The sequence below is a fragment of the Herbaspirillum rubrisubalbicans genome (genome assembly GCF_003719195.1).
Taxonomy (GTDB): Bacteria; Pseudomonadota; Gammaproteobacteria; order Burkholderiales; family Burkholderiaceae_D; genus Herbaspirillum; species Herbaspirillum rubrisubalbicans.
Map to the genome: position 1 here is coordinate 58,455 of NZ_CP024996.1, position 21,914 is coordinate 80,368.

General features: G+C 61.1%; 17 protein-coding genes. 10 read left to right on the top strand and 7 right to left on the bottom strand.

Annotated elements, in window-relative coordinates; genetic code table 11:
• Positions 1-18: 18 nt before the first annotated feature.
• On the bottom strand, positions 19-270 hold the full coding sequence (locus RC54_RS00220; protein ID WP_058893821.1) for a hypothetical protein: 252 nt from the start codon (positions 268-270) through the stop codon (positions 19-21).
• Positions 271-544: 274 nt separating this feature from the next.
• On the bottom strand, positions 545-1,801 hold the full coding sequence (locus RC54_RS00225) for an MFS transporter (protein ID WP_058893822.1): 1,257 nt from the start codon (positions 1,799-1,801) through the stop codon (positions 545-547).
• Positions 1,802-1,934: 133 nt separating this feature from the next.
• On the opposite strand from RC54_RS00225, the gene RC54_RS00230 reads away from it, so the two are divergent.
• From RC54_RS00230 to RC54_RS00240, 3 genes are all read left to right on the top strand, one after another.
• Entirely contained in the window at positions 1,935-2,909 is a 975-nt protein-coding gene (locus RC54_RS00230) for a LysR family transcriptional regulator (protein ID WP_058893823.1), read from the top strand.
• A gap of 247 nt (positions 2,910-3,156) precedes the next feature.
• A complete protein-coding gene (locus tag RC54_RS00235; protein ID WP_231738869.1) occupies positions 3,157-3,354 on the top strand; it encodes a hypothetical protein in 198 nt (65 codons plus the stop codon).
• 80 nt (positions 3,355-3,434) lie between these two features.
• Positions 3,435-5,171, top strand: a complete 1,737-nt coding sequence (locus RC54_RS00240; RefSeq protein ID WP_061789879.1) for a methyl-accepting chemotaxis protein — start codon at positions 3,435-3,437, stop codon at positions 5,169-5,171.
• Between the two features lie 36 nt (positions 5,172-5,207).
• On the opposite strand, the gene RC54_RS00245 is transcribed toward RC54_RS00240, so the two are convergent.
• Positions 5,208-7,817 (bottom strand): hypothetical protein, encoded by a 2,610-nt coding sequence (locus RC54_RS00245; protein ID WP_231738873.1) that lies wholly within the window; start codon positions 7,815-7,817, stop codon positions 5,208-5,210.
• A 708-nt stretch (positions 7,818-8,525) separates the two neighbouring features.
• Between RC54_RS00245 and RC54_RS25650 the strand changes: the two genes are divergently transcribed.
• Both RC54_RS25650 and RC54_RS25655 read left to right on the top strand, forming a co-directional pair.
• On the top strand, positions 8,526-9,779 hold the full coding sequence (locus RC54_RS25650; RefSeq protein ID WP_244216424.1) for a hypothetical protein: 1,254 nt from the start codon (positions 8,526-8,528) through the stop codon (positions 9,777-9,779).
• Positions 9,763-10,284 (top strand): hypothetical protein, encoded by a 522-nt coding sequence (locus RC54_RS25655; RefSeq protein ID WP_244216425.1) that lies wholly within the window; start codon positions 9,763-9,765, stop codon positions 10,282-10,284. Before RC54_RS25650 ends, RC54_RS25655 begins: the two co-directional genes overlap by 17 nt.
• A gap of 261 nt (positions 10,285-10,545) precedes the next feature.
• Here RC54_RS25655 and RC54_RS00255 read toward each other — a convergent pair whose 3' ends face one another.
• Positions 10,546-12,048, bottom strand: a complete 1,503-nt coding sequence (locus RC54_RS00255; RefSeq protein WP_058893826.1) for an acetyl-CoA hydrolase/transferase family protein — start codon at positions 12,046-12,048, stop codon at positions 10,546-10,548.
• A 185-nt stretch (positions 12,049-12,233) separates the two neighbouring features.
• Here RC54_RS00255 and RC54_RS00260 point away from each other — a divergent pair, with 185 nt between their 5' ends.
• The 3 genes from RC54_RS00260 to RC54_RS00270 all read left to right on the top strand — a co-directional run bounded on the left by RC54_RS00260 (position 12,234) and on the right by RC54_RS00270 (position 16,753).
• Complete coding sequence (locus tag RC54_RS00260; protein WP_026052107.1) at positions 12,234-13,130, top strand: LysR substrate-binding domain-containing protein; 897 nt, start codon at positions 12,234-12,236, stop codon at positions 13,128-13,130.
• A 267-nt stretch (positions 13,131-13,397) separates the two neighbouring features.
• Positions 13,398-15,530 carry an FUSC family protein gene (locus RC54_RS00265; RefSeq protein ID WP_061789878.1) on the top strand — a complete coding sequence of 711 codons (2,133 nt, stop codon included), beginning with the start codon at positions 13,398-13,400 and terminating at the stop codon, positions 15,528-15,530.
• Positions 15,531-15,622: 92 nt separating this feature from the next.
• The gene (locus RC54_RS00270; protein ID WP_061789877.1) at positions 15,623-16,753 is read left to right on the top strand and encodes a mechanosensitive ion channel family protein; all 1,131 of its coding nucleotides are present in this window, start codon (positions 15,623-15,625) and stop codon (positions 16,751-16,753) included.
• Between the two features lie 303 nt (positions 16,754-17,056).
• Here RC54_RS00270 and RC54_RS00275 read toward each other — a convergent pair whose 3' ends face one another.
• Entirely contained in the window at positions 17,057-17,347 is a 291-nt protein-coding gene (locus RC54_RS00275; RefSeq protein ID WP_061789876.1) for a DUF4148 domain-containing protein, read from the bottom strand.
• A gap of 551 nt (positions 17,348-17,898) precedes the next feature.
• Positions 17,899-18,303, bottom strand: coding sequence for a DUF4148 domain-containing protein (locus RC54_RS00280; protein ID WP_058893830.1), 405 nt, complete (start codon positions 18,301-18,303; stop codon positions 17,899-17,901).
• Between the two features lie 482 nt (positions 18,304-18,785).
• On the opposite strand from RC54_RS00280, the gene RC54_RS00285 reads away from it, so the two are divergent.
• Positions 18,786-19,535, top strand: a complete 750-nt coding sequence (locus tag RC54_RS00285) for a glutamine amidotransferase (RefSeq protein WP_061789875.1) — start codon at positions 18,786-18,788, stop codon at positions 19,533-19,535.
• On the opposite strand, the gene RC54_RS00290 is transcribed toward RC54_RS00285, so the two are convergent.
• Positions 19,536-20,462: a LysR family transcriptional regulator gene (locus RC54_RS00290; RefSeq protein WP_058893832.1), complete on the bottom strand. Its 927-nt coding sequence runs from the start codon at positions 20,460-20,462 to the stop codon at positions 19,536-19,538.
• Positions 20,463-20,660: 198 nt separating this feature from the next.
• Between RC54_RS00290 and RC54_RS00295 the strand changes: the two genes are divergently transcribed.
• A complete protein-coding gene (locus tag RC54_RS00295) occupies positions 20,661-21,680 on the top strand; it encodes a zinc-dependent alcohol dehydrogenase family protein (RefSeq protein WP_082803147.1) in 1,020 nt (339 codons plus the stop codon).
• The last annotated feature ends 234 nt before the right edge of the window (positions 21,681-21,914 follow it).

The window sequence follows — 21,914 nt, forward strand, 5'->3', positions numbered from 1 at the left end:
GTGAGCAATGGGACCGGCTTAAGGCTGCCGGCGGCGCGCGGCCTGGCGTTGGGCTTGCTGTGCCGCCGCTTTTTCCTTGCGGGCATCGGCCAGCATGGCCAGCGCCAGCGCCAGCGGCGGATACAGCAGGATCAGGCCGCTCCAGTCATGGTCCGAGAGGAACATCAGCACGGCGATGCACAGGTCCACTGCCATCAGGAACATCAATGGCCAACCGACGGGGGCGCCGAGGAAAGTCTTTTGTCGCTTGTTCTTGAAATACAGTGCCATGCCATCCACCCTGCTTTGGTATTCGCCGCATGGCCGCTGTACGCCGCCCCGGATGGGCGCGCTGATTGCCTGGCAACATGTTGGCGGGGTTGTCTCCTGCCTCGGATTATAAGAGATGTGGCAAGACCGAGGGAGTTGGTGGCGCGTGTTCTCGCCTGGCAAAAATGCGGGTGCATAGACCTCAACGCATCCATCCGCCAGCGAAAAATAAAAAATGGTCCCGACCAACAGGCCGGGACCGTTCTTCTTTGTTCCTGCACAGCTTCAAGAGAATTCACCGTGCCTTGGCTGCCCCCGGCCACAAACGCACCACCAAGGCCAACACGGCAGAAATCACGGCCAGCCCGACTACCGCGATCCAGCCCCACTGGGCCAGCGCCAGGCTGCCCAGGGCGGCACCAGCGGCCATGCCGATGAACATGCCCACGAACAGGACCGCATTCAGACGGCTGCGGGCACCCGGTTCGATGCTGTAGACGATGGTCTGGTGCGCCACCAGCGTAGCCTGCACGCCGAGGTCGAAACCGATGGCGGCCAGCGCCAGCAACACCAGTTGACCTTGGGTCGAGAACCACGGCGACAGTGCCATCGAGGCGAAGGACAGCGCCGCCAGGCTCACGCCCAGACGGGTCACCAGTTCCGGGCCCTTCTTGTCGGAGATGCGGCCAGCCAGCGGTGCAGCCAGCGCACCAGCGGCACCGGCCAGGCCGAAAGCGCCAGCTGCAGCACTGCCCAGGTGGAACGGTGCGCCATGCAGCATCACCGCCAGCGTCGACCAGAACGCCGAGAAACCGACCGACAGCAAGCCCTGGGCCAGCGCGGCGCGGCGCAAGGCGCCATGCTTCTTGACCAGGCTGCCCAGCGAACCCAGCAGCGCGCCGTAGGACAGGTGCGTAGTCGGGTGGAAGCGCGGCAGGCCACGCCAGGCAGCCAGCCCGATCAAGGCGATGCTGGCCGAGGCGCCCACGAACATGGCACGCCAGCCGAAGTGCTCGGCCACGAAACCACTGACCACGCGCGAGAGCAGGATGCCCAGCAGCAGCCCGGTCATGACGGTGCCGACGATACGGCCGCGATGCTGTTCCGGTGCCAGGGTGGCGGCGGCCGGCACGATGTCCTGGGCCAGCGTGGCAGTCAGGCCGATGGCCAGGCTGGCGGCCAGCAGCGTGCTTACACCCGAGGCAGCACCGGCCAGCAGCAGGGCCACCGTCAGGATGGCGGCCTTGATGAGGATGATGCGGCGGCGGTCATAGCGGTCGCCCAGCGGGGCCAGCAGCAGGATGCCCAGCGCATAGCCGAGCTGGGTCGACATCGGCACCATGCCCACGGCACGCTCGGAGGCGCCGATGTCATCGGCCAGCACGCCCAGCATGGGTTGCGAATAGTAGAGCGAAGCCACGGCCAGGCCAGCGCCGCTGGCCAGCAGGCCGATCAGGCCGGTCGACAGACCGTGGGAATGGGATGCCGCATGAGTGGCAGCAGCCGGCGCAGCGGCGGTACTGGCGGGATGCGGTTTTTGCAGACTGTTCATGATGGACCTCGATAGGGTTGGTCTTGCGGCCGGCCCGGGAAACCCCCTCTCTGCCAGCGTTGGAACGGATTGTCCGCTGACGGGCTCACATTCGGTAGTAGCGTCACCGGCAGAATTGTTATACGTTAGCCGTATGACCAAGCCCGCCTCCCCTGCTCCCAGTTTCTCGGCCACCGGCCTGACCGACCGCATCGAATTGATCCAGACCTTCGTGCGCATCGTCGAGGCCGGCAGCCTCTCGGCCGCCGCCGCCCAGCTCGCCACTACCCAGCCCACTATCAGTCGTCGCCTGCAAACGCTGGAACGCTCGCTGGGGGTGCGCCTGCTGCAGCGCTCCACCCACGCCATGAAGATGACCGAGGATGGCGAGCGCTGCTACGAGCGTGCCAAGGAGTTACTGGCCGGCTGGGATGAGTTCGAAAACGAGTTGCGCGGAGCGCGCCAGCACGCCGAGGGATCGTTGCGGGTGGCGGTGCCACATGCCTTCGGACAGCAACAACTGATCGGGCCGTTGGCCCAGTTCATGCGCGCGCATCCGCGCATCACGGTGGAATGGCTGCTGCACGACCGCGCCGCCGATTTCATCAGCCAGGGCATCGATTGCGCCATCCAGGTGGGGGAAGTCAATGATTCCTCGGTGGTGGCGATCCATCTGGCGGAGGTGCCGCGCATGACGGTGGTGGCCCCCGCGCTGCTGCAGGGGCGTCCTTTGCCGCGGCGCCCCTCCGACCTGGCGACCTTTCCTTGGATCGCCATTCCTGCCTTTTACCGCCGCGACATCACGCTGACCCATGCCAGCACCGGCGAGCAGCGCCAGGTGGCGTTTCGTCCACAACTGGTCACCGACAGCCTGTATGCACTGCGCAACTGCGCCATCGAAGGCATGGGCGTGGCCGTGGGCTCGTCCTGGGTACTGGCCGAGGATGTGGCGACCGGTCGCCTGGTGCAATTGCTGCCGGAATGGGAGCCCGCGCCGCTGCCGGTGTCGCTGCTCTATCCCTATGCGCGCTTCTATCCGGCGCGACTACGTCACTTCATCGATACCATGAAGGAGGCCATGCCGGCTGTGGTGCACAAGGCCGTCGGAAAAGGGGCATTGAGTTCGTGAGATTTCCACAGTATGAGAAGTGTCTCCGACACAGCATTCTCAAACTCCCCCGGAGTGTGGCGGCATAAGGAAATCCCTGAGGTTCAACGATGAGTCAAGCACCTATAGTGGCCCCAACAAATTGCTTTGCGGAATCGCGGGTGGCAACTGCTGCCCTGGTTCAGGGCAACTTTGGAAATGAATGATGACTGGCGCCAAGGCGCGGAGTATGCATTCGCATCGGATTTCTAAATTTGGGAGCCAGATCATGTCCATGGAACAAACCGGCGACGAGCTCGCCTCTCGTCGTTCCAGAGAGCTGATGCATCAGCTCCACAGGCTCCAGGAAATCATGGAGAGCCTGAATTCCACGTTTGAAGAGCTCGCCCTTCATGCCGACATGCAGCCTGATGATTCGCCCCAATCCGTGGCCGCTGCGGCGATTGCCAAAGCCATGAAGACCTGATGCGCTTGTAGTTCTCCTTTTGCGTGCTATTCAAATGAAAACGAACCAGCGATTCGGCTGGGAACAATGGGGTGGGGAAAATGTTTGGATCATTGACCGTCGGTCGAAAACTGGGGTTGGCCTTTCTTTGCATGGTGCTGGTGTCACTGGCGGGAAGTGCCTTGTCGCTGTTCAATTTCAACAAGCTGGAAGCCGCCAGCGCCATGAATGTTCATACCTACGAGGTGATGGGCACGGCTGACAATATGCTGGTCAATATGGTCAACATCGAGACTGGCATTCGTGGTTACGTGGCCTCGGGCAACGAGGCTTTCCTCGCTCCCTATCTGGAGGGGCGCAAAGAATTCAGGAAGGCCTTCGACGAAGCCAAGAAGCTGACCTCTGACAATCCGGCCCAGCAAAAACGCCTGGCCGCAATGCTGGAGCTGACCAACAAGATCGAAGAAGTCGACCAGACCTTGATCAAACTGCGCAAAGAGGCCAACGCCAGTGCTTCCACGCAAGCCCTGCAAGCGTATTTCGGTGCGGCTCACGACAAGGTCCACATGGACCGCTTCCGTGCGCTGCAGGCTGAATTCAATCAGGCCGAAGAGTCCCTGCTCAAGGTGCGTGGCGAACAGGTCCGTGCATTGAGCAGTTCGACCCTGTCGGTGCTCATCGGTGCCGGTGCCTTGACCGTCTTGTTGGCCATCGTCGCCGGCTTTGCAATCACGCGCAGTATCGTCAATGCCCTGGGGGGAGAGCCTGCGGCCGCCGCCCAGGTGGCCCAGCATATTGCCGCCGGTGACCTGACCGTGCCAGTGCCCTTGAAAAACAACGACCGCGATAGCTTGATGGCGTCGCTGTCGACCATGCGTGAACAGCTCACGACCATCGTGCGCGGCATCCAATCCTCGGGTGAATCCATTTCCGTGGCCGCTGGCGAAATCGCCACCGGCAACACGGACTTGTCCCAACGCACCGAGCAGCAGGCAGCATCGCTGGAAGAAACGGCGTCGAGCATGGAAGAGCTGACCTCCACGGTGCGCCAGAATTCGGACAATGCCAGGCAGGGCAATGTCCTGGCGGAAAACGCCTCCACGCTTGCGGTCAAGGGCGGTGAGGTGGTTGGGCGTGTGATCGATACCATGAATGAAATTTCCGACAGCTCCAACAGGGTGTCCGACATCATCACCGTCATCGAAGGCATCGCCTTCCAGACCAATATCCTGGCGCTCAACGCCGCCGTGGAAGCGGCCCGGGCCGGTGAGCAAGGGCGCGGCTTTGCGGTGGTTGCCAGCGAGGTGCGCTCGCTGGCCCAGCGCAGCGCTGCTGCCGCCAAGGATGTGAAGGATCTCATCAACCTGTCGGGCGAGCGCGTGCAACGCGGTACCCACCTGGTCAGCGAAGCTGGCCAGACCATCAATGAAGTGGTGCAGGCGGTCCGCAACGTGACCGATATCATGACCGAGATTTCCGCTGCGTCGTTGGAACAGACCACCGGTATCGAGCAGGTGAACCAGGCGTTGGGTCAAATGGACCAGGTCACCCAGCAAAATGCGGCCTTGGTGGAGCAAGCTGCGGCGGCGGCCCAGGCGATGTCCGAACAGGCCACCGAATTGCGTAGTGCGGTGGGCATCTTCAAGACAGCGGGCGGCATCGCCCACTCGGTTCCGGTGGCCCGCGCGGCCGCAGTGGTGAAGACGGCGCCCAAGCCGGCGCCTGCCGCGGCCCGCTCACTACCTCCCAAGGTACAGCCCAGTGTCAACAAACCTGCGCCCGCACCCTCATCCTCATTCAAAAAGGAAGAGGCTGATGGAGATTGGGAAACCTTCTGAAGGTGGCCGTGCGTGCCGAATGCAACAATGCCTGCATCAATTATTTGACGCTGGTACCTGCGCGAGCGCATCGCTGCGAGGCTTTCCTGTCACGGCCCTTTCGTAGGGCAAGCGGGTCCGTATGGATAGATTGTGCTCATCCGGTCCGAGCAGATCCGTCATCGTCTTGCTTACCCGTGCAGGAAGTGCCTTGAGCGTCTCAGCATAGCGGCTCGCGGCCGCAGCATCCGGTGCGTGTTCTTCGCCACGCAGATAGGAAATCGGCGGACGCGCCACCGACACGCCTGCGGAAACCGCCCAATCCACGGCTGCTCCAGCGCCGGTACGTGCGTACTTACCAGCCGTAGAGAGTAGCTCTCCGGTGCGCGAGCTCAGACGGCGTAGTGCGTTAGGCATGGTCGCACCGACGCGTGTGGGTAGCTCGGCCAATGCCCGCAGCCCTACCCGTCCTCCATTTTTGAGGTAGCTGCCGCCCTCATATACCGGATGGATCATGGCGCCGCCCAACATCGCAACTGTCTGTTGCTGCCACTGACGCAAGCCTTCCTCGGAGATCAGCCGGTTATCCAGCAGGAACTGCACGGCAATGCGCCTGCTCTGGATCGAGCCAACTGCCTCATGCGAACAGGACTGCATCACCGCGGCAAGACGACTACGCAGTTCCTGTTCATTGGCGCGATTGGAGATGACCCCCGTGATGGTCATCCAGAGCAACTCGCCAGGACCGAAGAACAGCGTATCCAAGGCAAACGAAATCGCCTGATTCATCCCAGGAATGAGCGAAATGCTGCCTTGCACGACGCCCGAGATAAACTCCATCGGCACCGACAGCCGCACCGCTAGTGCATCAGGCTCATTGTTGAGCTGTTCTTGGGTCATATCCCAGACAGCTCGCTTGACCTGCTCAATGTCGCTGCGGTCGAATGATTGGGTGGCATCGAAGGGATTGTACTGTGGCCAGGCCAGTTGTCCCTGCTCAAGCGCCTGCAAGACCGCTGCCTCAGTCTCGGCCGCCACTTCACCCATTTTCAGGAAAAATCCGGCACTGCACGCCAGGCTGGAGAGCGGCGAAGTCACCGCAACCTTGAATCCGGACTTGAAGGCGCTGGCGGTGCGACCGGGCTTCCAGATCTCGATGGCCTTATCAGGCCAGGAGAATACTCCGGACATGATGCCTGCCGGTACCGCGAACGAAGCGGAAGAGGCCATCTGCCCCATCATCGCCGCCGCTTTGGCGGCCACTGAACTTAGTCCTGATCGCAAACTGGCCGAGGTCAGTTCTGACAGCCCTTGCCCTATCCTCTGTTGTGACGCCACCAACGCACCGGCCAGCGACGCTGCCTCGGTATCGGCAATTGCCGCAGCGCCACTGTCCTTACTACCCTGAGGATGAACATCGCCACCCGAGGGGCCTTCAAGTGTTTTCTGGGACGTCTCCTGCTTTGCCTCATCGTCACCCAGGACGCAGTCGAGGATGGCGTTGTCAAAGATTTCCCAACTACCCAGTTGCCAGCTGGGATCAAATGTCATCAGGAATTTCTGCCAGGGCGTCGCCACCGACAGGAGCTCTTCAGATACATCCGAAAACAGCTTCTCCGCCGTGCTCTGGCGACTCAACCCAGTTTCGCGGCGCATTTCGGCCGGGATCATGCTGTGGTTGATGTAGTTGTTGAGCATCATCATGCCCAGCGAATACACGGCACCACCTATCATACTGCCGCCCAGCGCGCGCCAGCTGTGCTCGATCCGCCCAGCCTGATAACGTGCGTGGATAAGAGCTTGGCTGGCGCGAAAGTCTGCATGTGCAGGCTTGGCCAGTTCGCAACAGATCGCCTGGCTGAACGACTCGATGGAGGCACCATCGGGAGCGATATGCACCGAGACCTCCGGCATCACGCTGCATAGCCGGGCGTAATCGTCATGGCCGGTTTTTTCGTCCCAGAGCGCAGCTTGCTGGCGCATCCCGGCCAAGGCGGCACTGATGACGCTGATGCCCTTGAGTTCGATCTCCACAAAGTCATCTGCGGCTCCGGTGCAAGGCGCATGTTCGGTCGCGGCCGCCAGCACCTCCTCGCGACGGCGCGCGGCATGGTCGCCGTCCTTCCATAGCAGCGCCTGCTTGACCGCGAAGCGCGACTGCAGGTGACGATACTGTGCGTCCATCGATGCACCCATGCAATAACGCAACTCCAGTGCTTGCCCTGGCGGAAGTTCCTGGGCCAGATGCTTGATCTGTTCCAGAAACGCGGGAGCGAGGTTCAGCTCGTCGAGCAGGCTGGTCAGGGCACGAGCATCGTCTGCGGCGCCGGTGCTGGCCGCCGACAGGCGGCCACTGGCAACATCAATCATCAGCAGACACCGCAGCACAGGCCAGTCCAGAGGGCTGGCCTGAACGTCGATATCGTGATGATCCTGAGTGCTCTCTACATCGGCTTGCACAGATGTGATTTCCGAATGGGTTGCGCGCTGCTGCGCGCGGATTCGCTGTTCGTGGCGAATGTCCAGCATGGCGGGTCGACATGGCAGTTCAGGCTGCGTCGTCATCTCGGAAGAAGCAGTGCCAGGCTCTGGTGCACTGGGAGCATCGAGCATGGGTTCCTGCAAGAAGCGGATGTCGACGGCCGAATGAAGAGGTAGGTTTTTCATGAAATGATCTAATAGGTTTTTTGTTTCGGAATACTCCGCCCGTTCAAGCGGATCACGACATACCGATCATGGTCCAAGGCTGTTGTCATTACTCCGTTGGAGCAAATTTCTTCACTGCGACCGGGGAAATGAAACGCTTCTATGATCAAGGTATGCAATAAGGCCGCGCCCCTCATGGGATTGAACAGGTGTTCATTGTTCTCTTTCGATTGGAGGCAGGCGGCAGCGAGGTAGGGAGATGAAGGGATCCTCCCACTACCGCCGACGCCGCGAGGCTTGCAGGAGTTTGCAGATGAAATCGGCGTCTGCCTGTGCATGGGTATGTCGACCACCGAAGGTTGACGGTTCCACCGAACGGTGAACCGGTATGTCCGCGCATCGCGCACCATGAGGTATGCCGTGCGCAGCGTAAGCGTCACTCGATATGTGCATCCTGCTAGTCCGTCTGCCGGATTGACGTTGCTTTTCCTCAGAGAAAGCAGCACATTTTTGAGGAAAACTTCCGAAGAGCTTTTCCGCAAAAATGTGCCGGACACAGACGCTGTGCAAGTCCCTTACAGACTGCTGAAACTATCGCCTGGCTGTGGGCACATACCATTTGCAGCGACATGCTGCATCTCACAACAGATCTCTACAAACAGAAAGTCGTTGGCGGCGATCTGCCTATGGCGACCCGTTCTGTTTCAGTCAACTAAAAATGGAACCAATATGATGAATGTCACATCCCCCCCGCATCCAGCGGAAGACTATGAATTTCCTTCGCAATTACCTACCCAGGCTCAACCGGAAGTAGCAACTCCTGAACCAAGTGAGGCCAGCACATGCAACACCATGCAGCAGGTGAACAAGAACCAGGGAAAGGGCGCAGTTCTTCGTCAACTGGCGGGTGCTTTGCCTACTATTCATGGTGCGTCGGACTATGCAGTGAACACTACCGCAAATGATGTGTCTGCCATCAAGGCACTGATGTCTGAACTAGCGGAGAAAAAAGAGCGCAATCCAAGCATGAGGGTCGCTCTTGTGTCCGGGGGAAGTACCGCGGGATTCGCTGCAGCACTGACGCTGAAGAACAGCGGATTTCATGTGATCGTGGCTGAAAAGAGAACCGCATACACGCGCCAAAATACCTTCGTACTCAAAGAAGAAGCGCTGTTTACGCTGGCCAAATTGGCGCCAGAAGGAGACTTGCTTCGACATCTGATCGAACACAAGTTAATCGATATCAATCGGAATAATATCGGCTCGGAAGAAGGTATTTTCGCCACGAATCAAGGAAGAGTCATCAAGTCGGCTAACTCTGCCTTTAGATTTGTGAAGTGGCTGACCAATAATGATGGCATCCATACTTCGGCGCAGATACCGGTTCGCCTCGGCAAGAATCGGGAAAAAACCGACTATCTGGATTTGCAGACGTCTACGAAGACGCGGCAAACTGAGCCTATGGCCTATATGAATCTCGAATGGCCGCAAGGGGAGCCTGTTGCAGCGGTTGATGCCAGGGATTGGCAATATCCGAATCTGTCGACGATCAGTGCGCACAACGTAGCACTATGCCAGATCAGGAATCTGGAAAAAGGGTTGAACCAGTATTGCCTGACCCAGGAGAATATCGATGTCATTTCCGCCGAAGTCTCCTTGCTAACTTCAATGGGACCAAGCACTGACTACGCTGCGAGACTGACGGTGGGCGACAACGATGAAAAAGAAGATATCGATCCAGCCATTAAATTCGATCTCATTGTCGTGGCCGAGGGTGCAAACAGTAAGAATGCGTCGCTGGTGAGTGAACAAACCATTAGCCCTACCGTAGAGAGCTGGTACCAGGCCAATTACACTGGCCCCGAAAATACTGCGCCAGGACTGTTTGGCGTGATGTTTGATAAAGAAAAAAAAACAACTGACCGCGATTCATCATCTTCATCGGCAAGAGGGGGCGCTCGTCAACATGTCCTTAGGCATTGAGCCTGACAAGCCATTCGATGCTGCCGCCATCAGCAACGCCATGAGTGCAGCACAGCTTATGTGTGAGGTTGGTGGCTCAGACACGAGGATTTCGGATGAAACGATCGAATTCTCATCTCAGAGAATTGATGTAAAAATGAAGCGCGCCGACAACACCATGCGGTCGAATGTCGTGCTTGTCGGAGACTCGGCTGGGTCAGGCTCTCCTGTGGGCGCGTTAGGGGGATCATTGGCGCTGGCGGCCTATCCGCAGATTCTTGAGAATCTGGTAAATCATTTAAATACTTCTGCCACGAGGGAAGCCTCTGAGCAAGCCTATCGGGAACAATCGGCGCGGGCGATCAATATCAGACATGGATTGCCCAGCGATACGATGACCAAGCTTGGCTACTACAGCGAAGAAGTTAACCGGCAGCGCATTCAAAATGATGCTTTAGCCTTGTTCCCGGATGTTCAAGATGCTCAAAAGAAGTTGCGCCAACCATCCTCCTTGAACGACGCTTGATAGTCTCGCGTCAACGGACGCCTCTCCAGATACGTGCTGGAACACGCGACGCAAGCGGCGTGTCAATTCGAAGACGAATCCGCATACGCATACCCAGCCGCGTAGATTGTGCCGAGAAGCAGGTGGACGAGGAACAGATTTGCCCCTTATCTAGAACTCATTTCACGCCTATTGGTGAAATGAGTTCTAAGAAGGTATAAATAAAGGGGCAATAGCTTGATGCTTGATGCAGGCATTTTCCCTGGCACATCATCGGCAGCTTCAGCCCTTGTGCTGATCCAGGCGCATGGTGCGATGCTGTGCGTAATGTTGGTGCCACGAGAATGCCTCGCCCAGCAGATGCGGCGTATGACCGCCCGCCTGGCAGGCACGTTCGAAGTAGTCACGCAGTTGCGGTCGGTAGTCCGGGTGGCAGCACTGTTCGATCACCTTCAGCGCCCGCTCGCGCGGCGCCAGTCCGCGCAGGTCGGCCAGCCCCCACTCGGTGACCAGCACATCGACATCATGCTCGCTGTGGTCCACGTGCGACACCATCGGCACCACGCTGGAAATGGCGCCGTCCTTGGCCACCGACTTGGAGACGAAGATCGAGATCTGCCCATTGCGCGCGAAGTCGCCCGAGCCGCCGATGCCGTTCATCATGTGGGTGCCGCCCACGTGGGTGGAATTGACGTTGCCGTAGAGGTCGAACTCCAGCGCCGTGTTCAAGCCGATGATGCCCAACCGGCGCACCACTTCCGGGTGATTGCTGATCTCCTGCGGGCGCAGTACCAGCTTGTCGCGATAGCGATCGAGGTTGGCCAGGAAGTGCTCGTACTTGGCTTGCGACAGCGTGATCGACGAGGCCGAGGCAAAGGCCAGCTGGCCCGAGTCCAGCAGTTCGATGGCGCTGTCCTGCAGCACTTCCGAATACATCACCAGGTTGCGGAAGGGTGAATCCACCAGTCCGTGCAAGACCGCATTGGCAATCGTGCCGATGCCGGCCTGCAGCGGTGCCAGCGTATGCGGCAGACGACCAGCTTCCACTTCGCACTCCAGGAAGTGGATCACGTGGCGCGCGATGGCGCGGGTCTCGTCGTCCGGCGGCAAGACCGTGGAGGGGCTGTCAGGCGTTTCGGTCAACACGATGGCCACCACCTTGGCCGGATCGAAGGGAATGGTCGGATGACCGATGCGGTCGCCCGCGGCGGTCAGCGGGATGGGTTTGCGCTCGGGACGGGCCGCCGGCAGGTAGATGTCGTGCAAGCCTTCCAGGGCCATCGGCATACTGGTATTGAGTTCGATGACGATCTGCTTGGCCTGCTCCACGAAGCTGGCCGAATTGCCCACCGACATGGTGGGCACGATGCCTTCTTCGGTGATGGCCGCGGCTTCGATGACGGCGATGTCGATGCGCGAGGGCGTGCCGCTGCGCAATTGCTCGGCGGTTTCCGACAGGTGCTGGTCGATGAACATGACCTGGCCGGCATTGATCTGCTTGCGCAGGGTGGGGTCGACCTGGAACGGCAGGCGTCGTGCCAGCAGCCCCGCTTCGGCCATCAGGCCGTCGCTGCCATTGCCCAGCGAGGCGCCGGTGATGACGGTGAAATGCAGTTCTTCCTGCGTAGCACGGTCGGCCAGTGCACGCGGCATGGCCTTGGCATCGCCGGCGCGGGTAAAGCCGCTCAAGCCGATGGTCATGCCGTTGTGGAAGAAGGTCGCCGCCTGTGCGGCAGACATGACTTTGCCGGCCAATGCGGGCTGGCGGATGCGCTGGCTATCCATGAGTGTGCTCCTGCTCGGGTTCTTTAGGGTGGGGCGAAGTGCATCCTTGACGGACTTCTTGCATCTTGTTTGAACCAAGTATAGAAGTCGGTCTGTATGCGCTGTATGATTTAAATTCCGCCGTTGCAGTCGGAAAATGCATACTTTTCCAAGCCACTCCACTTTTGCCTGAAGCCCCCGCCGCCATGGATATCCGCGCCCTGCGCTATTTCACCGAAACGGTGCGTCTGAACAGTTTCAGCCGCGCCGCCGACACCTTGCACGTGACCCAGTCCACCGTCAGCAAGATGGTGCGCCAGCTGGAGGACGAGGTGGACGCGCCCTTGCTGATCCGCGATGGGCGTCGCCTGCAACTGACCGATACCGGTCGCGTGGTGTATGAGCAGGGCCAGCAGATCCTGGCCTCGATGCAGCGGCTCGACGCCGAGGTGCGCGATACCAAGGCGCTGCGCTGCGGCCGCCTGGAAATCGGCATCCCGCCCATGATCAACATCCTCTGCACGCCGGTACTGAAGGCCTTCCGCGAGCGTCATCCAGAGATTGCCATCGTGCTCAAGGAAGATACCGGCCCGCAGATCGAGCAGCGGGTCGCCAGCGGCGAGCTGGAAATCGGCATGACCGTGCTGCCGGCCGACCCCGACCTGGAATTGCAGACCCTGCCGGTGGCGCGCTACCCCATGTGGGCGGTGGCGCAGGCCGGCAGCTTCCAGAAGAACCGCGCCACCCTGCGCTGCGCCCAGCTCGATGGGATGCCGCTGGTGCTGTTGAACAATGAATTCGGCCTCACCCGCAGCCTGCGCGGCGTCTTCCGCGAGCAAGAGATTACTCCCCGGATCGTGGCCCAGAGCGCGCAATGGGACTGGCTGGTGGCCATGGCCTTGGCCGGCATGGGCGCGGCGCTCCTGCCCGAACCCTTCATCCACCGCCTGGCCAGCGACCAGTTGCAGGCGGTGCGGCTGGTGGAACCGGAAGTGCAATGGCAGGTGGCCTATGTCACGCGCGGCGCTTACCTGTCCCATGCGGCAAGGGCCTGGATGGACATCAGCGCTGAACTGTTTGCCGGTGGCCGAGGGCGCAAGTAATGTGTCAGGGGCGCACTGCGCTCCGCTATCTTGCTTCGCTTTTTTTTTCTTGTATTCCATCTGCGAATGCAAAATGGGAATTTAAGTCATGCCGTGCATGACTGCCTCTTCCTATACTGATCATGCCGATACCTGCCGCCCCTCCTCACCCGTGAAGGCGGAACCGGAATGACGTCATCGCGCTCGTGAGTGTGCGGGTGTCGGCCATCCTCCATGGTCCCTCCAGGCCCCTGCCCTGCTCCGCCAGCCGTCTATCCAAGCACGATCATGCCGCCGCTCTTGTCGTCGCGTTTCTCGCTGTACCGCTTCCTGTTGCTCAACTATTGCCGCCGCTGCCGCACCCGCGTGGAACGCTGGCGTATGCAGTTTCCCCTGCGTCATGCCAATCTCTCCGAGGGCCTGCGCGCCGCTTGTGGGGCAGCGGCCATGCTGCTACTGGGCGAGTGGCTGGGCAATCCCCTGTTTTCCTGGGCCGCCATCGGCGCCTTCCTGACTTGCCTGGCCGACAGTGCCGGCTCCAATCGCGCCCGCCTGGCCTCGATGGGCGGCTTTGCGCTGGCCTCCACCCTGGGCGGCATGGTCGCTGCCACCGCCGCCGGTTTCAGCGTGGAAGCGGGTTTGCTGACCATCATGGCGTGTGCTGGCGTGGCCGGTTTCTCGCGCATCTATGGTGCCGCTGCCGGGTTGGTATTGATGCTGGCCGCGGGCGTGTCGGCCATCATGGCCGATGCCCCGGTGGTGCTGTGGCCGCTGACGCAAAGCCACGTGCTGATCTACTTCGGCGGCTGCCTGTGGGCGCTGCTGTTGGGCCTGACGGCTTGGCGCATCCACCCCTTTGCCCCGGCGCGCCAGGCGGTGGCGCGGGCCTATGGCACGTTGGCCGAGCTGGCCGCCATCGCCGCGGCCAATGATCTGGATGACGTGGCGTATGCGGTCCATGCCGCCGAACTGGCGGCGCACACCCGCCGTCATGCACGCTTTGACATTGCCAGCGCCCATCGCGCCTTGGAAGCGGTGGCCGTCGAGCGTACCGAATCCCGCCGTCTGTACGAAAACCTGCTGGTGCGCCTGGCGCGCGCCGAGGTGCTGCTCGATGGCATTACGGTGCTGGCCGATCTGCAGTTGACGCACTACCAGCCCGCCCACGCGCGCCAGCGCACCGCACGTGTGTTGGGCGCGATTGCGCGCCAGTTGCAGGCCATGCAGCGGGATATGCAAGGCGGCCAGGCGATTGCCGCCGATGACGATGCGCGCATCATGCTGCGCCTGCGGCAACTGGTGGCGCGCCTGCCCAGCGGCACCGGACGTCTGTTGCAGCAGGTCGATACGCCGCTGGCGCTGGGCGGCCAGGATCCGGCCGGCCTCAAGCAGGCCGCCCGCGTGGCCCGGCCACAACGTCGGGGTGTGGCGGCGCTGCTGCACCTGCTGGCTGCGCTGTGGCGCAAGGCCGCGCTGCATGTGCGCGCCGGTTCGGCCGAATGGCATCACGCCTGGCGCTGCGCCGCCGCCGCCGGTGCCACCTACCTGATCGTGCATCTGCTGGAACTGCCCTTCGGCTATTGGGCCACCATGGCCACCATGCTGGTGATGCAGCCCAGTATTTCCGATAGCTGGTCGCGCAGCATGGAGCGCGCCGTGGGCAGCGTGGTCGGTGGCGTGCTGGCGGTGGCGGTCTGCCTGGTGGTGCATTCGCCGTTGGGACTGGCAGTGCTGGTGTTTCCGCTGACGGTGCTGACCATGGCGCTGCGTCCGGTCAGCTATGGCCTGTATGCCACTTTCCTTACCCCGGTCTTCGTGCTGGTGGCCGATGTCGGTGGCGATCCGGCGCATGAGCTCACCAATGCCGCCCTGCGCGCTGGCAACAACGTCATCGGCGCGCTGGTGGCGGTGCTGGCCAGTTACCTGTTCTGGCCGCGCCGCCAGCAGGACGATCCGCAGACCCAGCTGCGCCGCATGGCCCAGCTCAACCTGGCCTATCTCAATGCCGCGCTCAGTGCCGCGCCTGCTCTGCAGGACAAGCCGCGCATGGCGCAACTGCACGCGCACCGGCGTGACGCCTGCGTGGCCAATGTCGAGGCCGGGCTGTTGTTGCAGCGCCTGGCGCGCGAACGCGGCTGGCCCGAGCGCGACCATGGCCGGGGCCGCACCGCCGTGGCCTTGTCGCGACGCCTGGCGGCGGCGGCCAGCCACCTGTGGGCGCATCCGCAAGCGGTCGCGCCGGAATTGCTGGATTGGTTGCAAGCCCTGGCGCAAGCGCTGCAGTCCCAGGATGGGCCGGCCCTGCAGCAGCTCACCCGCCAGCGCCCCGCGCCGGTCCAACTGGCCCTGGCCGCCGCGGTGGAAACGGCTTGCCTATTGGTCGGCACGCTGGAGGCGGCGCAATCACCGCCCGCCAATTAGCCCAGCTCGGAAACAAAACCGCCCTTCCCTGTTCGAACCGGAAAACGCCTTGCGCGTAGCCACCGGACAACATCAGACATGGAAGGGAAAGGATGAACCTGGATCTCGGTTTTCTGTACAACATGAACGAAGGCCCGTTGCGCTCCGGCCTGATCGTGCTGGGCGTGGCCCTGCTGGCAATGCTGCTGGCGATCTTCCTGCATCGCATGGGCATTGCCCTGGTACGGCGTCTGGCACGGGGCCATCCCTTCACCACCACCGCCACCACCGTCACCTTCAATGCCAGCCGCGCCTGCGTGATGCTCTTCATGCTGCGCCTGGTGCTGGCCGGCGCGCCCGACAACACACCCGGGCTCACGCGCATTTCCTATCTGACCTCGGTGGCCTTCATCCTGGCGCTGACCTGGTTCCTGATGCGTTGCGTGAAGTCGGTCAGCCTGACCGTCATCAACCTCAACCCCTATGACGTGGCCGACAATCTCAAGGCCCGCCGCATCCTGACCCAGACTCGCGTGCTCTCGCGCAGCGCCTATTTCATCATCGCCCTGCTGGGCTTGGCCTTCGTGCTGCTGACCTTGCCCGGCGCGCGCCAGTTCGGTGCCAGCCTGCTGGCTTCGGCGGGCGTGGCCGGGATCGTCGCCGGTATTGCCGCCAAGCCGGTATTGGGCAACTTCTTTGCCGGTCTGCAGATCGCCTTTTCGCAGCCGATCCGCATCGATGACGTCTTGATCGTCAAGGGGGAATGGGGTCGCGTGGAAGAAATCACCGGTACCTTCGTGGTGGTCAGGATCTGGGATGAGCGCCGCATGATCGTGCCGCTGCAATGGTTCATCGAAAATCCCTTCGAGAACTGGACCCATACCTCTTCCACCATCCTGGGCACGGTCTTCCTGTGGCTGGACTTCTCGGTGCCCACGGCGGCCATTCGGGCCGAATTCGAGCGGGTCTGTCAGACCCTGCCCTTGTGGGATGGGCGGGTCTGCGTCATGCACGTCACCGACGCCAGCGAGCGCACCATGCAGGTCCGCCTGCTGGTCTCGGCCAGGGATTCCGGCAGCGCCTTCGACCTGCGCTGCCAGATTCGCGAGCACATGATCAGCTTCATCGCCACCCACTACCCCGACGCCCTGCCCCGCCTGCGCGCGGACGTCTCGGCACGCAACCAGCCCGACGCGCTCGATACCGTGATCGACGGGCCGCCGGGCGAGAAGACGGCAGACTGAAACCGTCATTTTTTATGGCTCGCAACCCTAACTATTTCAGGGCGGAGAATTTTTCGTGGAGGGGGAATTTGCTCTCCGATAACTCGTGCTTGTAGAGGCCATGCTGTCTGAGGTAAAAACTTAGAAAGTGAAATCGACGAATCTAAGGAATGGGAAGTCAACAACCTTAGAAAATGCAAATCCCAAAAAGACAAATTCAGGCGGGCCACGCTACTTGCGACAGAGGGAGAGAGTGTCGCTTTCGTGGGCCCGCCTGAGGAGAAACGCTGGCGTGGTAGCGGCCATTGCCGCCAGTGGATGTACTTACTGATTGGAGATGCTCAGTTCGCCATTGGCACGTGCCTGGACCAGCTCGGCGCGTACTTCATCACGGGTCTTGGTCGAGGCCACCGGCTTGACTTCCTGGTCGCGATCGCTCACCAGCAATTCACCATTGGCGCGCGCCTGCTTGAGTTCGGCGATCACGTCGGCACGGGTCTTGGTGGAGGTGAAACGGGTTTCGGCGGGATACGGAGCCTCGGCCATGGCGGCGCCAATGGCGGTGGTCAACAGCAGACCTGCAAACAGGTTCTTGGCAATGTTCTTGGTGTTCATGATGGTTCCTTTGTGAGTGAGGAGATGAGTACATCAACCCGGGCCAACGCATGTGGTTCAGTCGTTGTGTGCTGTCATCGTGAAACCAAGTTTAGAGATCATCGGCGGTCGGATAAAGACGCGGAATCGGAATTCATCGTTCCGAATTTCAGAACAAGCGCAGCGATCATGGCAGGTTCATGGATGCGTTCATCAACTTAGAAAACCATTGAACTAAAACTTATAAATGGAAAATACAAAAACTTAGAGATGGTTTTTATTCAAGGAAGGTGGAAAAGAACGAAATACAGAGGGAAAACGGAAAGGAAAACGGCAGAGGGAATAGAGGAGAAAACTTAGAAAATGGCCGTATGAAAAAACCAGAAACGCGGCCACGAAATGAAAGTGAAAACAGGACAGGCGGACCCCACTACCGGCGACCGAGGGGAGAGGGTGTCGCTTTCATGGGGCCCGCCTGGGGAGAGACTGACGCAGCGGGTTGGCCGCTGCGCTTGTTGCGCCTCCACCCGGCATGGTGGCGCCGGGGGAAGGAGACTTGCGGATCGTCCGATTTACAGCGAGCGATCCGGGGCGTTGCTCACTGCGTTGCCCTGGCTACGGGCTTGTTGCAGTTCCTGTTGCACTTGCTGGCGGGTCAGGGTCGAGTGGAAGGGCTTGTCGGCCGGATACTGGTCGCTCACCAGCAGCTCGCCATTGGCGCGGGCTTGTTGCAGTTCGGCGCGCACTTCGGCACGGGTCTTGGTGGAGACGAAGGGCTTGTCCACCGGATATTGGTCGGTCACCAGCAGTTCACCGTTGGCGCGGGCTTGCTGCAGTTCGGCCACGACCTCGGCGCGGCTCTTGGTCGAGACGATCTGGGTCTCGGCCGGATACGGGGCTTCAGCCATGGCGGCGCCAACGGCGGTACTCAACAGCAGGCCTGCAAACAGGTTCTTGGCAATGTTCTTGGTGTTCATGATCGTTCCTTTGTGAGTGAGGAGATGCGCACGGCAAGCTGTGACTACGCTTGTGGTTCAGTCGTTGTGTGCTGTCATCGTGAGACCAAGTGTAGAGACCCAAGGCCGCCGGAAAAAGAAGACAAACCGGAATACATCATTCCAGAAAGACGAACAATCAGTTTTTTCGATCCTGTGCTGCGATTTTTATATCGCAACTGCACATCAAAAAAGGAAAGATTGTGAAGAAAAAAACGGTCGAGATTATTCAATAAGCCTATGATAAATAAGGAATAAATCTAATCATTGGGCTTTTCCGGCTTGTTGTCTACGTCATATCTTTTGCGATGCCGCAAAGATTTTCCGACCGAAAAGCTTCAAGATTCAAGGAACTTGTTCAATAGATTTGAGTAAGTTTTTCAGGCAGACGTTGTATTCGATAAGAGATAACGAAGCTGGCCGTGGTTGCTGCCGCGCCCTCACCCCCTGACAGGAGTCGTCCGATGAAAACCGCCCTCGCCCTGCGTCATGTACCCAACGAAGATCTGGGCCAACTGGCCCCGCTGTTGTTGGGCAACGGCTACCAGATCCGCTATGTCGAGGTGGGAGTGGATGCCTTGGTCGATGTTTCGCCGCTGGATGCGGACCTGGTCATCGTGCTGGGTGGCCCGGTCGCGGTCTATGACAGCGACGCCTATCCTTGGCTGCGCGCCGAAGTCGCCTGGCTGCGGGCGCGGATGTTGGAAGATCTGCCCACCCTGGGCATCTGCCTCGGTGCGCAGTTGATGGCGGCGGCCTTGCACGCGCGTGTCTATCCCGGTAGCTGTGGCAAGGAGATCGGCTGGGCCAGCCTGCAGCCCGGCCAGCATCTGGCCGATTCGCCCTGGTTGCGCGAGGTGGTGGAGCAGCAGACCCCGGTGCTGCATTGGCACGGCGATACCTTCGACCTGCCGGCCGGGGCGCGTCACCTGGCTGCATCGGCCAGGTATCCGCACCAGGCCTTTGCTTGGGGGCGCCATTGCCTGGCGTTGCAATTCCACCCGGAAGTGGACGTGCGCACGGTGGAGCACTGGCTGGTCAGTCACGCCCATGAGATTGCTCACACCCGCGACATCAGCGTGGCGCGCCTGCGTGCCGATGCGCAGCGTCACGGCCCCCAGTTCGAAGCGGCCATGCTGCGCTTCTGGCAGGGCTGGCTGGACAGCCTGCCGGGTCAGCAGCATTACATCACGCAGCGCCGCCGCCGCGCCTGACTACCGCCCCCGGCCCCGCCTGGATCTGGGCACACCCACACCCAGCAAGGGTGGCAATGCGGCAGCCAGGGCATCGATCACGGTGCGTATCCGCAGGGGCAAGTGGCGCGTCGGTGACCAGGCTAGATGCATGTCGATGGTGGCGAAGGATTCCTCGGGCATCAGCTTGACCAGTCGTCCCGCCTTGACGTGTGTGCTGATGAGCCAGCACGGCAGGTGCGCCAGTCCGGCCCCGGCGACGGTGGCCGCGGCAATCGCTTCGAGATCGTCAAAGTGCAGGCGGCTGGTCACCGGGGCCATGCGCACTTTGCCTTCTTCATCCCGGATCGGCCAACCCGTTGTCTTGCCATAGAGAATGGCGTGATGGCGTGCCAGGTCGCTGAAGTGGCGCGGCCGGCCGTGATCGGCCAGATACTGCGGCGAGGCGCACAGCATCATGGTCTGCACGCCCATCTTGCGCGCCACCAGATGGCTGGTATCGGGCAAGGGGCCGCTGCGCAGCACCAGGTCCACGCCTTCCTCGACCAGGTCGACCCGACGATCAGTGAAGGAGGCCGTGATATCCAGTTGCGGCCAGCGCCGCGCCAGTTCCACCAGCACCGGTGCCACGCACATGCGCCCGAACAGCACCGGGCTACTGATGTGTACCCGTCCCGTGGGTTCGCATCGCCCTTCGGCCACCAGCGCCTGGCCGCTTTCCAGTTCTTCCAGTGCGCGCAGGCAGCGCTGGTAATAGGCGCGCCCTTCCTCGGTCAGGCTCTGGCTGCGTGTGTTGCGCAGGAACAGGCGCACGCCCAGTCGTTCTTCCAGACGCGCAATGCTCTTGCCCACCGCTGAACGCGACAGGTGCAGACGCTGTGCTGCGCGGATGAAACTACCCGCCTCCACCGCCTGGATGAAGACGGCAATGCCATTGAAGCTATCCATGGATCCTCCTTTGCCAGGCGGGATTGTGCACCGCGCTGGCAAGCATTGGCGAAATCAGCGCTACAAAGCAGGGAAAAATCGTCGCCACTACGATGTTGGTGCGGCCCATAGACTGGTGTCCTGTTCGCAGTTCGGCGTGAGCCCTTGGTCTCACGCACGACCTATCACCATCACCTATCGTTCGCTCAAGGAGCAACCATGGACCAGACCATGCGCCGTTGGCGCCTGCATCAATTCGGCAAGCAGCACCTGCAACTGGAGACCCTGCCCATCGAGCAGCCGGCACCTGGACAGATTCTGGTGCGCGTGCGCGCCGTTGCGCTCAATTACCGGGACAAGATGAATATCGATAGCGGCAGCGGTGGCCCGCAAGTGCAGCTACCTTTCACGCCCGCCTCCGACATGGCGGGTGAAGTCGTGGCGGTGGGCGCTGGCGTGCGCCGCTTCGCGCCGGGGGCACGCGTCATCTCTACGTTCTGGGGCGGCTGGCTGGACGGCCACTGGCCGCCGCAAGCTGTAGCCTTGGGTGCACCGGGCCCGGGGATGCTGGCCCAGTACGTGCTGCTCGATGAGGATTGGGCCGTGGCCGCACCGCTTACCCTGAGTGATGCCCAGGCCAGCACGCTGCCCTGCGCCGGTCTCACCGCCTGGACCGCGCTGATCGAACAGGGCCAATTGCACGCCGGCCAGACGGTGGTGTTGCAGGGAACCGGTGGCGTGGCGCTGTTCGGGCTGCAACTGGCGGCCGCACAGGGTGCGCGCACCATCGTCATTTCCGGCGATGCGGGCAAGCTGGAGCGCGCGCTCGCAATGGGCGCCACGCACGGCATCCTGCGCAGTCTTCATCCTCAATGGCAGCATCAGGTACGCGAGATGACCCAGGGCCGTGGTGCCGACCACGTGCTGGAACTGGTCGGTGGCGAGAACGTGGAACGCTCGCTGCAAGCGCTCACGCAAGGCGGTCGTCTGTCGCTGATAGGCTTGCTGGGCGACATGCGGCTGCAAGCCTCAAGCATCCCGCTGCTGCTGGGTCGCCAGAGTATCCAGGGCATCGGCGTGGGCCATCGCCGTGCGCTGGAAGACTTGGTGCGTGCAGTCGATCAGCTGGGCCTGGTGCCGATGGTCGAGCAGGAATATGGATTTGCCGAGTTGCCCGAGGCGCTGGCGCATCTGGAACGCGGCGCCTTCGGCAAGGTGGTGGTACGGGTCGATGGCTAGGGCGCTAAGGCCTGTTTCTGCTTGTTACGATTGCTTGCATCGTTCACCATCGCTTGCATTTCTGTCCGAACCTTCATGTCGGCAACACGTTCAGAGCAACACGTATGACGCAACATCGCGTGGGAATGTGGGTATGGATACCCGGCAATTTGCGTCATCGCGGAAGCGCGGAATCAGACCTTGTCCGACATAGCGCAACAGCCAACTTGCCTATAGTAGCGACATGGATCGTCA

Bases quoted from the DNA above. Each gene is read 5' to 3' on its own strand.
- RC54_RS25650 (WP_244216424.1), top strand. From the start codon at position 8,526: ATGATGAATGTCACATCCCCCCCGCATCCAGCGGAAGACTATGAATTT.
- RC54_RS00285 (WP_061789875.1), top strand. From the start codon at position 18,786: ATGAAAACCGCCCTCGCCCTGCGTCATGTACCCAACGAAGATCTGGGC.
- RC54_RS00245 (WP_231738873.1), bottom strand. From the start codon at position 7,817: ATGAAAAACCTACCTCTTCATTCGGCCGTCGACATCCGCTTCTTGCAG.
- RC54_RS00255 (WP_058893826.1), bottom strand. From the start codon at position 12,048: ATGGATAGCCAGCGCATCCGCCAGCCCGCATTGGCCGGCAAAGTCATG.
- RC54_RS00270 (WP_061789877.1), top strand. From the start codon at position 15,623: ATGAACCTGGATCTCGGTTTTCTGTACAACATGAACGAAGGCCCGTTG.
- RC54_RS00280 (WP_058893830.1), bottom strand. From the start codon at position 18,303: ATGAACACCAAGAACATTGCCAAGAACCTGTTTGCAGGCCTGCTGTTG.
- RC54_RS00220 (WP_058893821.1), bottom strand. From the start codon at position 270: ATGGCACTGTATTTCAAGAACAAGCGACAAAAGACTTTCCTCGGCGCC.
- RC54_RS00240 (WP_061789879.1), top strand. From the start codon at position 3,435: ATGTTTGGATCATTGACCGTCGGTCGAAAACTGGGGTTGGCCTTTCTT.
- RC54_RS00265 (WP_061789878.1), top strand. From the start codon at position 13,398: ATGCCGCCGCTCTTGTCGTCGCGTTTCTCGCTGTACCGCTTCCTGTTG.
- RC54_RS00295 (WP_082803147.1), top strand. From the start codon at position 20,661: ATGGACCAGACCATGCGCCGTTGGCGCCTGCATCAATTCGGCAAGCAG.
- RC54_RS00275 (WP_061789876.1), bottom strand. From the start codon at position 17,347: ATGAACACCAAGAACATTGCCAAGAACCTGTTTGCAGGTCTGCTGTTG.
- RC54_RS00235 (WP_231738869.1), top strand. From the start codon at position 3,157: ATGTCCATGGAACAAACCGGCGACGAGCTCGCCTCTCGTCGTTCCAGA.
- RC54_RS00225 (WP_058893822.1), bottom strand. From the start codon at position 1,801: ATGAACAGTCTGCAAAAACCGCATCCCGCCAGTACCGCCGCTGCGCCG.
- RC54_RS25655 (WP_244216425.1), top strand. From the start codon at position 9,763: ATGTCCTTAGGCATTGAGCCTGACAAGCCATTCGATGCTGCCGCCATC.
- RC54_RS00230 (WP_058893823.1), top strand. From the start codon at position 1,935: ATGACCAAGCCCGCCTCCCCTGCTCCCAGTTTCTCGGCCACCGGCCTG.
- RC54_RS00260 (WP_026052107.1), top strand. From the start codon at position 12,234: ATGGATATCCGCGCCCTGCGCTATTTCACCGAAACGGTGCGTCTGAAC.
- RC54_RS00290 (WP_058893832.1), bottom strand. From the start codon at position 20,462: ATGGATAGCTTCAATGGCATTGCCGTCTTCATCCAGGCGGTGGAGGCG.